Here is a 12,041-nt window from a genome sequence, read left to right as displayed (position 1 = left end):
GCTACCCGAACATCCTCTCGCCTTGCTCGTCGACCAGTTGCATGCCCTTCTTGATCGAGATGTCGACGGCGTCGCCCAGTCCGGCAAAGCGATCGGCGCGGATGAATTTGTGTTCCTTCATCACGCCGTCGACTTCCTTCGAAACCACGCCGCAGGTCTGGTATTGGCCCCCCTCCGCCTTGTAGGGCGTGGCACTGATCAAAAATCCCTTGTGCTCAACCTGCTTTGCCGGTGCTGCGCTCTTGGGCTCGCCCCCCTCACCGCCACCACCGAAAAGACGCTTCAGAAAAGACATGGGGCTTCCTCCAACGGCAATCATCCTGCACCACGTCTCGCGGTGCAGGATGATTTTCAGTACCGTTCCTCAGTCGAACGGGCAAGCGTTCTCGCCAGGGGTCAACCGCGCGATAGCGCTTCCAGGGCTTCAGCGGCGGCTTCCAGGACTGCAATCGCCTCGGCCTGCTTTTCAGCCGACGCGTCGACGAGATCGCCGAGCGCGGCACGCAGCCGGTGACGCACGGCGCGGAACTCCTCGCGGGCTTCCGAGCGACCCCGTCCACCACGCCGTCCGCCTTCCTCGCCGTCGTCGTTCCAGCCGAACCAGTCCCGCGCTTTCGCCATCTTGCGGCCGAAGCGCTCGAGATGCTCCAGCACGCCGTCGATCATCTCGCGGTTCTCGGCGAGATGCGCCTGGCCCGCCTCGGTGATCGAAAACACCTTCTTGTTGCCGTCGGCGGCTGAAGCCGCATAGCCGGCCTCTTCCAGGAAGGTCAGCGTCGGATAGACGACGCCCGGGCTCGGGCTGTAGATGCCGCTGGTGCGCTCTTCCAGCGCCTTGATGATGTCGTAGCCGTGGCGAGGCGCCTCGGCCAGCAGCGACAGCGTGATCAGCTTGAGATCGCCGTCGGCCAGCATGCGCCCGGCGCGAAACATGTCGCCCGGGCCGCCGCGTCCACCGCCACGTCCGCCATGGCCGAACGGACCAAAGCCGCTGCCCCCTCTTCCACCAAATTTGCCTGCCATGTGCAGGAATGCGCGCTCGGCGCGCTCGCCAAAGGGATGATGTCTATGCATGAATTGCTCCTTGAGTTATATCTTACGATACATCTTAATTAGGCTTGCCCCGCCGACGAGTCAAGATATATCTTACGATGTATCTAAAGGCGGCGCCAGAAGGTTGATTTCGCCGCCGCCGGCAGCTAGAAAGCGCGTGAGGGCCAAAACCTCTCCGTAAGCGTCTGACGTCAAGCAACGCATCCACCCCGGTCTTTCCGGGCAGTTCCGCCGGAAACCCGGCGCAATGGATGCCAAATGCGACGGACCGGATGTTTCAGGAAAATCCAAAAATGACCACGACCCGTAAGCGCGGCAAGCTGCCGGCGCGCTATGCCGCGATCGTCAGTCCGCTGGTGCTGTCGCTGCTGATGACCTTCATCGTCTCGTTCATATCGACGCTGAAAAGCCTTGGACTGCAACCTGATTTGCCGGCTGTCTGGCTCACTGCCTGGGGCCTGTCCTGGCTGGTAGCGTTCCCAACGTTGCTCATGGTGCTGCCGGCGGTGCGCCGCATTGTCGGCTGGCTTTGCGAGCCGGCGTCCCGGTAACGCCCATGACGGTAAGGCCCGCAGATATCTTCGGGCCTTGCCTCGCTACCAGCGGCCCTTGCGCCGGTTCCAGGCATAGAGAAGATCGGCGAAACGATCATAGGCCAAGCGCGTCAGCGGCAGCGCGACCGGATTGCCGAAGAGCGTCGCCAGCCAGCCCTCGCCCGGCGTCGCCCGCCAGACGGCAACCGCGACATCGGCGCCGACCAGCAGCCTGCCTTCGGCATCGGTGGCATGCAGCCGGCGGCGTATGTCCTCCAGCGAGGCGCTGTAGCCAGAGAGCGCCGCCGGTTCGAGGTTGATGTCGCGGAATTCGATCCGCCCGGCCTTGATCGCCTCGATCAGCCGCCGTTTCTGCCGGGTGATGCCGCCATCGCAAACCGGGCAGCGTGTGTTGTACCAGACGGTCAGCGCAGGCTTGGACATGGCGCGACTATCACCCTGACGGCACGGCCCCGCAATAAGACGCCGAGCCGCACGGACCCGCGCCCAGCGCTATCCAAGCGAAGTGACGATCTCGCGATAGGCAAATTCCGGGAAAGCCTTGAGCGTTCGCGTCTTGACGCTGCCACCCGTTGCCAGCATCAGGGCGAAACGAGCAAGCACAGCATCGTCGGGCGCCTCGATAATCGCCACCATGTCATATTCGCCCATAGTCAGGTAAAACGCCTTGAACGAGCCGCCCATGTCGGCCAGTTGCTTCTTGGCGGCATCGAGCCGCTTCGGCGACTCTCGGATGTTTCTGGCGCCCTGTTCCGTCCAGTTCATCAGCAGGATGTAGGTTGTCATCACACACCTCCCTCCGGCGCCACGGAGCACGGCTGAGGACATCAGCCGGGGCGGACATCCGGTTTTTTCGCCCAGAACATGCATCCGACCAGGCAAGTATCCTCCCGACGGAGATGGGCGACAAGAGCCTTCACCCGGCAACAAAAAGGGCGCCATCGGCGCCCTTTTCGAATGCTGGTCTGTTGCCGCTATCAGCTGTCGAGGAAGCTCCTCAGCTTGCGGCTCCGGCTCGGGTGCTTGAGCTTGCGCAGCGCCTTGGCCTCGATCTGGCGGATACGTTCGCGCGTCACCGAGAACTGCTGGCCGACTTCTTCCAGCGTGTGGTCGGTGTTCATGCCGATGCCGAAGCGCATGCGCAGCACCCGCTCCTCGCGCGGCGTCAGCGAGGCGAGCACCCGCGTGGTGGTCTCGCGCAGATTGGCTTGGATCGCCGCATCGATCGGCAGGATCGCCATCTTGTCCTCGATGAAATCGCCCAGATGCGAATCCTCTTCGTCACCCACAGGGGTTTCGAGCGAGATCGGCTCCTTGGCGATCTTCAAGACCTTGCGCACTTTTTCGAGCGGCATTGCGAGCTTTTCTGCCAGTTCCTCCGGCGTCGGCTCGCGGCCGATTTCATGCAGCATCTGGCGCGACGTGCGCACGATCTTGTTGATCGTTTCGATCATGTGCACCGGGATGCGGATGGTGCGCGCCTGGTCGGCAATCGAACGCGTGATCGCCTGCCGGATCCACCATGTCGCATAGGTCGAGAACTTGTAGCCGCGGCGGTATTCGAATTTGTCGACCGCCTTCATCAAGCCGATATTGCCTTCCTGGATCAGGTCAAGGAACTGCAGGCCGCGATTGGTGTATTTCTTGGCGATGGAAATGACGAGGCGCAGGTTGGCCTCGACCATTTCCTTCTTGGCGATAGCGGCTTCGCGCTCGCCCTTCTGCACCTGGTTGACGATCTTGCGGAATTCCAGGATCGAGATCGCCGTCTCGGTGGCGAGGTTCTGGATTTCCGAACGCAGATCCTTGATCGCGTCCTTCTCGTTCTTGGTGAATTCCTTCCAGCCGCGCGAGGTCAGGTTGCCGATCGAGCGCGTCCAGTTCGGGTCGAGCTCGGAGCCCTGATATTCCTTCAGGAACTCCTCGCGGCGCACGCCATAGCTTTCGGCTAGGCGCAGCAGCTTGCCTTCGTTCTGCACCAGGCGCTTGTTGATGTCGTAAAGCTGCTCGACCAGCGCCTCGATGCGCGCCGTGTTGAGCGACAGCGACTTCACCGCCTTGATCAGCTGGTCCTTCAGCTCCTTCAGGCGGCGGTCCTGGCTGGGCGACAGCGTGCCGGTCGCGGCCAGACGGTTCTCGACCTGCTGGTCCTGCAGCTTGCGCAGCTTCTTGTAGGTGTCGGCGATGACGTCGAGCGTCTCCATCACCTGCGGGCGCAGTTCCGCTTCCATCGCGGCCAGCGACAGGCTCGCCTCGTCCTCGTCTTCCTCGTCGTCGTCGACCAGGCCGCGCGTGTCGGCGCCGACATTGGTGATGTCGTCTTCCTCGTCGCGTCCACGCCTCGGCTTGTCCTCGGCCTTGGGCGCCTCCTCGATGCGCTCGACCACCGGCGCCTGCTTGGCTTCGGGGCCGGCATAGGTGGCTTCGAGGTCGATGATCTCGCGCAGCAGGATCTTGGATTCGTTGAGCTCGTCACGCCAGATGATGATGGCCTGGAAGGTCAGCGGGCTTTCGCAGAGGCCCGCGATCATCGTCTCGCGGCCGGCCTCGATGCGCTTGGCGATCGCGATTTCGCCCTCGCGCGACAGGAGCTCGACCGAGCCCATCTCGCGCAGATACATGCGCACCGGGTCATCGGTGCGGTCGGTCGGCTCTTTCTTGGTGGTCGTGGCGGCGACGGCGGTGCCGGTCTGCTCGGCCAGTTCGTTGGCGTCTTCCTCGGCGTCGGCATTGCTGTCGGCGGCCTCGGGCTCCTCGCTCTGATCGTCGTCCTCGACCACGTTGATGCCCATGTCGGACAGCATCGCATTGATGTCTTCGATGCGATCCGGATCGGTCTCTTCCGACGGCAGCACCGCGTTCAGTTCGTCGAGAGTCACATAGCCGCGCTTCTTGGCGGCCTTGATCATCTTCTTGACAGCATCATCGGAAAGGTCGAGCAGAGGCCCATCGGTGGCGCCTTCACGTTCGGTCTCGACCTCTTCCTTTTCCTTTGTCGCCATAGTCTTTATCTTCTCCTAGCGGCCGAGCATCGAAGCCGCGTAGCTGCCGCACCGGTCAAACTACATGCGCTGGTGGCGCTTAACCGGGCCGGTAACCGAATCAACTCTTTTGTTTGTTCATATCGTGCCCCCAAAACCGGTTTTCACTTTTGGGCGATATGCATTAAGTCCAGATTAACCCTGATATCTGTGGCAGGCTGACAGCCTGTCCAGTGATCAGCACCTCGCGTCAGTGCATTTCCATCGACGCCGGCGCGGGTTAAGGTTTCGAATCGTCCTGATTCCGTCATTCTGCCAGAAGGTCAAGCGCCTCTCGCATGATTCGCATCAAAAAAGCGAATCAATTACCCGACTTAGAGGCGTCGATTCGACGCGCAGCACGTACAACATTCATTCTTGCGCAGGTTTCGACCTAGACGCGCCCACCCCTGCCCGAGGATACACCGAAGCCTTCGATCAGCGCTTCCGTTGCTTGTACATCACGGAATTGCGCCTGAATCTCGATGAGGTGCCGGTAGTTTTCGTCAGTGGGATCGCTGGCGAGCGCTGCTTCCGCCTGTTTCAGCTCCTTATGTAAGGTGCGCGCGCTGCGCTGCAAGTGCAGCGCCTGGTTGAAGGCGTCGCGGGCATCGTCAAGCGCTGCGGTTTCCAGCGCGGGCCATTGCCTGGCCCGTTGGATGAGCGCCACGGCGCGCCCCCAGATATCGCTGCAGCCGGCACGTTCGATGGTGGCGATCACCGCGCTACGGTCATTGGCCATGTCGTGCGCCATCGCATCGAGGATGGCGGCGTGCAGCCGCTGCAGATCGGTGTTGGCGAGATCGAGGAACTCGACATGGGCGAAGTTCTCGTCGATCAGCGCCGGATGGTTGACGAGGGCTACGATGATCGTCGCCTCGCGCACCGACATCATCTCGCCACCGCGTTTGACCATGGCGGAGCGGCCGAGGCTTTCGGTGATCGCGGCGCGCGCGCCTGCCCCGCTGCCTTTGGCGAACTGTCCGCCGGGTGCGGGCGTTTTGCCCTGCCCCGGTTTCCAGTCCTGGCGACCTTGCCGCACTTCGCGCTGGGCGCTGAAGAAGGTCAGCTCCCGCTCGCGCATCCACTGCTGGTAGTGGTAGCGCTGGCTCTCATCGCGGATGCGGCTGGTCAGTTCGCGCAGCGTCTTTGTCAGCCCCGCCCGCCGCTCCGGCGTGTCGAAGACGCCACCGGATGTCTCACGCATCCACAACAAATCAGCGAGAGGCCGCGCTTCCGCCAGCACGGCACGAAACGCGTCCGGCCCTTCTGCCTTGACCAGATCGTCGGGATCCTTGCCCTCCGGCAACAGCGCAAAGCGCACCGACCGCCCGGCCTGCACCGACGGCAGCGCGAGATCCGCGGCGCGCCACGCCGCCTTCAGCCCGGCCTGGTCGCCGTCGAAGCACAGCATCGGCTCAGGCGCCATGCGCCACAGAAGTTCGAGTTGGTTTTCGGTGAGCGCGGTGCCGAGCGGCGCCACGGCATTCTCGAAGCCGGCCTGCGCCAGCGCAATCACGTCCATATAGCCTTCGACGGCAATCACCGTGCCGCCTTTCGCCAGCGCTTTGCGGGCGCGGGCGAAATTGTAGAGCACGTTGCCCTTGTGGAAGAGCTCCGTGTCGGGCGAATTCATGTATTTGGCCAGCGCATCGGGCGCCAGTGCGCGGCCGCCAAAGGCGATGATCTTGCCGCGCGAATCCGGGATCGGGAACATGATGCGATCGCGGAACCAGTCATAGGAGACCGGGATGTCGTCGCCATGACGCACCAGCCCGCAGGCCTCGATGTCGGCCTTGGGCACACCCTTGGCGGCAAGATGTTCCTTCAGCGCATTGCGGCTGTCGGGCGCAAAGCCCAGCCGGAACGATTGCTGCGTCGCCGGCGTCAGCCCGCGATCCCTGAGATAGGCGCGGGCTTTTGCACCCTCCGGTCCTTGCAGCCGCTCCTGGAAGAAGGCAGTCGCCATCTCCATGACATCGGTCAGACTGGCGCGTTCCTTCTCACGCTGTTCTTCCCGCTCGTCGCGCACCGGCATCGGCACGCCGGCCATGTCGGCGATCTTCTCGACCGCTTCGGGAAAGCTTAATCCGTCGAGCTCGGTCAGGAACTTGAAATGATCGCCCGACACCGAACAGCCGAAACAGTGATAGCGGCCCTTCTTGTCCTCGCAGTGGAAGGAGGGGCTCTTTTCGCCATGGAACGGACAACAGGCCCAATAGTCGCCGCGCGAGGCGTTGGTCTTCTTCCTGTCCCATGCGACGCGCTGGCCGATGACCGATGAAATCGGCACACGGTCGCGTATCTCATCGAGAAAGGCGGGCGGAAAGCGCATTGGGGAACTCGTTTGTCCCTCATATAATCATGCTCGCGGAATCCGACGACCCTTATTGCGGACCATACCCGGTTTCCACAGCCAAAAAGCCCGGTTTCTACAGCCAAAAGAAAGGCGGCCGTTTCGGGCCGCCTCCTTTCAAGTCTCTGCATTGCGCCGGCGAGGCCGGGCTTAATGCGCGGCAATGGCGCCGAAGATGATGCCGGACAGGACGCTGACCAGCACATAGTCGTTGCCGACGCGGATCCATTCCTGGCCGCGGCCGGGGCGATGCAGGCCATAGCGGCCATAATCGCGGATCGGCTGGTGCCGCTTCCAGCTGGAATATTTCTGGCCATTGCGCCAATGGCTGCGCTTGACGACCACCGTCTTCTTCACGACGCGCTTCCTGACATCGACATGCTTGCCGGGCCTCTGCCAGTCGACCCGCGTGTAATTCGACTGCGGTGCGACCGGTGCGTTCACCGGTGCGGCCTGGCCGGTAAGCGAAGTGGCGGCCAGCATCGAGAAAGCGAGGGCGGAAAGAACAACACGTTTCATAGCGGGGCTCCTTGGTTGTCGATGCCTAGGGAATAGCGCCCGAAGGATGAACCGAAACTGAACACTAGCATTACATTTACGTAATGAAATCCGGTACTTATCCTGGATATTTGAACATCATCGCAAAGGCGATTGCCGGGAGTCCGGCAAACCGGGACGATCCGCTGCCATCACCAGGGATCCGCCATGCAACCATTTGCGCATCCGTCCATTTTCCGACACGCCCTGTCGCGCCGCGACGGCTCTTGAAATCGACAAGATTTTATTACCCGGCTAAAATATTCCGGATATTGTTCAAGACTGTCATGACCATGATTCGCAGCCCCGTTTTCCTCCCTGCACTGCGCGCCCTCCGCGTCGCGGTAGCTGTCTGCGTGCGGGTTTCGAAATGAGCGGCTCCGTCGTCCTGCTGCATCTGGCGGGCGCGGTGGCGCTGATGCTGTTTGCCACCCGCATGGTCAAGACAGGCGTCGAGCGCGCCTATGGCGACGTGCTGCGTCACCGGCTGCGCTCCACCATGCGCAATCCGATCATGGCGGTGCTGGCCGGCTGCGGCCTGTCCATCGCGCTGCAGAGCTCGACCGCCGTCACGCTTCTCGTCGGCTCCTTCGCCGGCGCCGGCATCGTCTCGGGCATGTCGGGCCAATTGGCTGTGCGCGGCGCCGAGATCGGCTCGGCGCTGGTGGTCAAGCTCTTGACCTTCGATCTGACGCTGCTGGTGCCGATCTGCCTCGTCGCCGGCACGGTCATGTTCATGGCCACCGAGCGGCGCGATTGGCGCCAGTTCGGCCGTATCCTGGTCGGCATCGGCCTTCTGGTACTGTCGCTGGAAATGATCGGCCAGGCGTCGGAGCCGCTGCGGCAGAGCACGCTGATGCCGCTCATCATCGAATATTTCTCCAGCGACTACGTCACCGCCTATCTGCTCGCCGCGCTCGTTACCTGGCTCTTCCACTCCTCGATCGCCGCCGTGCTTTTGATGGTGACGCTGGCCGGCCGCGGCTTCATCCCGCCCGAACTCGGCATCGTGCTGGTGCTCGGCGTCAATCTCGGCTCGTCGATCATCGCGCCGCTGCTCACCCGAAGTGCCGAACCTGGCGTGCGCGTCGTGCCGATCGGCAATCTGTTGATGCGCGGCATGGGCTCGCTGATGATGCTGATCCTGTTCATGACGCTGAAGCCGCCGGTCGCCTTCCTCGGCGCCACCGTGCCCGACCAGATCGTCAACGCCCACATCCTGTTCAATGTGCTGATCCTGCTCGCCGGCCTGCCGCTTGCCAGCCTGATCTATCGTGCCTCTGAGAAGATCGTCGCAATGGGCACCAAGCCAGCGCCGGCTACAGAGCTCGATGTGGTCGAACTCTCCGCCCTCAACGACGGCGCGCTCGACGTTCCGAGCCAGGCGCTGGCCAACGCCACCCGCGAGGTGGTGCGCGTCTGCGAGACGGTCGAGATCATGCTCAAGCGCATCATCGAGCTGTATGAAAGCGCCGACGGCGACAAGATCAAGGCGCTGGCCGCCCTTGACGACCGCGTCGACAGGAAGCACGCGGCGATCAAGCTCTATCTGGCCAAATTGACCAGGAACTCGCTCACAGAGGACGAGGCGCTGCGCTGCCAGGAGCTGATAGGCGCCTGCGTCAAGCTCGAGCAGGTCGGCGACATCATCGTGCGCAACATGCTGGTGCATGTGAAGAAGAAGTTCGAGCGCGGGCTGGAGTTCACGCCCGAGGGCTGGAGCGAGCTGCTCGCCTTTCACACCTCGGTGCTGGCCAATGCCAGGCTTGCTTTCAACGTGCTGGTGTCGCGCGACCCTGAGACCGCCCGCCAGCTGGTGCTGGAAAAGGACCGGCTGCGCGACCGCGAAAAGGAAACCAGCGCCAGCCATTTCGTGCGCCTGCGCGACGGCACCGCCAAGAGCGTCGAAACAAGTTCCATCCACCTCGACACCATCCGCGACCTGAAGCAGATCAACTCGCTGCTGGCGTCGATGGCCTACCCGGTGCTGGAAGAGCGCGGGTTGCTGGGTGGGTCGCGGTTGAAGGCAAGCTGATCAAGAAAACCTAAAGCGGCGTCGATAATTTCTGCATTGCCCACGAACCCCATCCATGGTTTGAGGCGACCTTATCCGAGGATCGCTTCCGCCATGCTCCCGCTCATTGCCCTGTTCATTGCCGCCTTTGCTTTCGGCACCACCGAATTCGTCATCGCCGGTGTATTGCCGCAAGTGGCCGACGGCCTTGGCGTTTCGATCCCGACTTCCGGCTATCTCGTCTCCGGCTACGCCGGCGGCATCGCCGTTGGTGGGCCATTGCTGGCGCTCGCCACCAAGGGCATTTCCCGCAAGACGCTGCTGCTTTGCCTGACCGTCGCCTTCACCATCGGCCAGGCCGCTTGCGCGCTGGCGCCCGATTTTACCTCGATGCTGCTCTTGCGCATTGCGGTCGCCGTCGCACACGGCGCCTATTTCGGCGTCGCCATGGTAGTGGCTGTCGGCCTCGTGCCCGAGGACAAGCGCGGCATGGCCGTGGCTGTGATCCTCTCCGGCCTCACCGTATCCAATGTCATCGGCGTGCCGGCCGGCACCGCAATCGGCAATCTCTGGGGCTGGCGCGCCACCTTCTGGGTGATGTGCGCGCTGGGCGTGGTAGCCTTTGCCGCCATGGCTGCGCTTTTGCCGCGCACGACAGGCGCATCAAGGCCATCCGCCAGTCTTGGCAGCGAGGTTCGCGTGCTGGCGCGCCAGCAAGTCTGGACCTCGCTGATCCTGATGCTGACGTTGATGATCGGCCAGTTCGGCCTGTTCACCTACATCACCCCGACACTGCTTGAGGTGACCCATCTCGACGAGAGCCTGATCCCCTGGGTGCTGCTGCTCAACGGCGTCGGCGCCACCGTCGGTGTGTTTCTCGGCGGCAAGCTTTCCGATTGGAAGCTGATGCCGTCGCTGATCACCATGCTTGCGCTGCAGGCGGTGATGTTGGGCGTGATCTATGCCGTCAGCCCCTACCCCGTGCCGATGGTCATCGCCATCGTTATCTGGGGTGGCCTCAACTTCGCCATAGGCACGCCGATCCAGACCCGCATCCTGGCCTGGACGGCGGACGCCTCCAACCTCGCCTCCTCGCTCATCCCCTCCGGCTTCAATGTCGGCATCGCGCTCGCCGCGTCGCTGGGCGCTGCCATGCTCAATGCCGGCTACGGCTATCGCAGCCTGCCGGTTGTGGGCGCTGCCGCCATGCTGGTGGCGGTGGTGGTGGCACTTGCCTCCTACATCTGGGAGGGGCGCAGCCGGGCAGCGCCGCCGCTGCCGGCACCGGCCGAATAGCGTCGGACTACAAATCGATCCGGAACAACAAACTCTCGGCGCCGCCATACGCGGCGTCCTTGATGAACGGACCGACCACACGGCCGCCATTGGCCAGCACCACCTTCTGCGAGGCCGGATTGTCGAGGTCGGTGGTGAGCTCGACATATGGCAAACCAACAGCCCTCGCCTCGTCCAGCATCAGCCGCAGCGCCTCGGTCGCATAGCCTCGTCCGCGCTTCCACGGCACCACGGCATAGCCGATATGGCCGAGCACATGCGACGGCAGTGCGGCCGTACCGGGCTGCCAGCGAAAGCCGATCGAGCCGGCGGCCTCGCCGTCCCAGATCCAGCGCCGGAAGCCCGGCAGCCGCGGCACTGTCGTGCCGTCCGGCAAGGTAATCGGGCCTCCTTTGGCCTCGGGATCGTCGAGGCTGGCAAGGAACGCCGCGGGATCCTCGTCGATCGCCGCAAGTTGCTCGCGCGTCGCTTCCATCAGCCGGACATTGTCCGGCGACCAGCCGCGCTCGAGCGCCGCCTTGTAGGAGGGCAGATGTTCGAGCGTGGGTTTGACGATTTCGATTATGGTGGGTCTCTCCGGCAGGTCAAGGCTTGGCTCGCTTAAGCCGGTGCGGACCGTTTCTTGCCCAGAGGTAATGCCCCTGCTCTCCTTCGCCATTGAAGTGGTGTCGGCTCCTACTGCAGCAGGCCTTTGACGATGCCGCTGGCCTTGCCGAAATCCATCTGGCCGGCATATTTCTGCTTCAGCACAGCGATCACCTTGCCCATGTCCTTTTGGCTGGCGGCACCGGTAGCAGTGATCGCCTCGCGCGCCGCAGCTGTTACGGCGGCGTCGTCCAGCTGCGTCGGCAGGAAGCCGCGGATGATCTCCATCTCGCCACGCTCCTGCGTGGCCAGATCCGGGCGCTTGCCGTCCTCGAACGCCTTGGCCGATTCCTCGCGCTGCTTCACCATCTTGGCCAGGATCTGCAGGATCTCCTCGTCGCTGGCGGGGTCCTTGGTCGAGCCGCGATTGGCGATGTCGCGGTCGTGGATGGCGGCCTGGATCAGCCTGAGCGTCGGCAGCCGGTGCTTGTCCTGCGCCTTCATCGCGCTTTTCAGGGATTCGGCGATTTTTGCGCGCATGATGCTTTCTCCTTCGAACGGCGCGGACAATAACCGCGGCCCATCCGCAAAGCAAACGCGCCAAAGCCCTGATATCGTTCGACGAA

General features: G+C 63.1%; 12 protein-coding genes. 3 read left to right on the top strand and 9 right to left on the bottom strand.

What is annotated here, in order from left to right; translation table 11 throughout:
- Position 1: 1 nt before the first annotated feature.
- Entirely contained in the window at positions 2 to 295 is a 294-nt protein-coding gene (locus X750_RS142960) for an HlyU family transcriptional regulator (RefSeq protein WP_023701148.1), read from the bottom strand.
- Positions 296 to 396: 101 nt separating this feature from the next.
- Positions 397 to 1,074: a PadR family transcriptional regulator gene (locus tag X750_RS142965; RefSeq protein WP_023733292.1), complete on the bottom strand. Its 678-nt coding sequence runs from the start codon at positions 1,072 to 1,074 to the stop codon at positions 397 to 399.
- Positions 1,075 to 1,346: 272 nt separating this feature from the next.
- Here X750_RS142965 and X750_RS142970 point away from each other — a divergent pair, with 272 nt between their 5' ends.
- On the top strand, positions 1,347 to 1,604 hold the full coding sequence (locus X750_RS142970) for a DUF2798 domain-containing protein (protein WP_023672449.1): 258 nt from the start codon (positions 1,347 to 1,349) through the stop codon (positions 1,602 to 1,604).
- Between the two features lie 45 nt (positions 1,605 to 1,649).
- On the opposite strand, the gene X750_RS142975 is transcribed toward X750_RS142970, so the two are convergent.
- From X750_RS142975 to X750_RS142995, 5 genes are all read right to left on the bottom strand, one after another.
- Positions 1,650 to 2,030: a DCC1-like thiol-disulfide oxidoreductase family protein gene (locus X750_RS142975; protein WP_023697082.1), complete on the bottom strand. Its 381-nt coding sequence runs from the start codon at positions 2,028 to 2,030 to the stop codon at positions 1,650 to 1,652.
- Positions 2,031 to 2,099: 69 nt separating this feature from the next.
- Positions 2,100 to 2,393 carry a GYD domain-containing protein gene (locus X750_RS142980; protein ID WP_023672447.1) on the bottom strand — a complete coding sequence of 98 codons (294 nt, stop codon included), beginning with the start codon at positions 2,391 to 2,393 and terminating at the stop codon, positions 2,100 to 2,102.
- Positions 2,394 to 2,584: 191 nt separating this feature from the next.
- On the bottom strand, positions 2,585 to 4,609 hold the full coding sequence (rpoD, locus tag X750_RS142985; RefSeq protein ID WP_023672446.1) for an RNA polymerase sigma factor RpoD: 2,025 nt from the start codon (positions 4,607 to 4,609) through the stop codon (positions 2,585 to 2,587).
- 412 nt (positions 4,610 to 5,021) lie between these two features.
- Positions 5,022 to 6,962: a DNA primase gene (dnaG, locus tag X750_RS142990; RefSeq protein ID WP_023683795.1), complete on the bottom strand. Its 1,941-nt coding sequence runs from the start codon at positions 6,960 to 6,962 to the stop codon at positions 5,022 to 5,024.
- A gap of 171 nt (positions 6,963 to 7,133) precedes the next feature.
- A complete protein-coding gene (locus X750_RS142995; protein WP_023672444.1) occupies positions 7,134 to 7,502 on the bottom strand; it encodes an RcnB family protein in 369 nt (122 codons plus the stop codon).
- Positions 7,503 to 7,890: 388 nt separating this feature from the next.
- Between X750_RS142995 and X750_RS143000 the strand changes: the two genes are divergently transcribed.
- Both X750_RS143000 and X750_RS143005 read left to right on the top strand, forming a co-directional pair.
- Positions 7,891 to 9,555: a Na/Pi cotransporter family protein gene (locus X750_RS143000; RefSeq protein WP_023691517.1), complete on the top strand. Its 1,665-nt coding sequence runs from the start codon at positions 7,891 to 7,893 to the stop codon at positions 9,553 to 9,555.
- Positions 9,556 to 9,648: 93 nt separating this feature from the next.
- On the top strand, positions 9,649 to 10,830 hold the full coding sequence (locus tag X750_RS143005) for an MFS transporter (protein WP_023672442.1): 1,182 nt from the start codon (positions 9,649 to 9,651) through the stop codon (positions 10,828 to 10,830).
- Between the two features lie 7 nt (positions 10,831 to 10,837).
- Here the strand turns inward: X750_RS143005 and X750_RS143010 are convergent, their stop codons facing one another.
- Positions 10,838 to 11,395, bottom strand: coding sequence for a GNAT family N-acetyltransferase (locus tag X750_RS143010; RefSeq protein ID WP_023672441.1), 558 nt, complete (start codon positions 11,393 to 11,395; stop codon positions 10,838 to 10,840).
- Positions 11,396 to 11,505: 110 nt separating this feature from the next.
- Entirely contained in the window at positions 11,506 to 11,955 is a 450-nt protein-coding gene (locus tag X750_RS143015; protein ID WP_031193012.1) for a GatB/YqeY domain-containing protein, read from the bottom strand.
- Positions 11,956 to 12,041 lie beyond the last annotated feature (86 nt).

This window comes from Mesorhizobium sp. LNJC391B00, from assembly GCF_000502535.1.
GTDB lineage: Bacteria > Pseudomonadota > Alphaproteobacteria > Rhizobiales > Rhizobiaceae > Mesorhizobium.
Note: the sequence above shows the minus strand (reverse complement) of the source record. Positions and strands in the feature narration are given on the sequence as shown.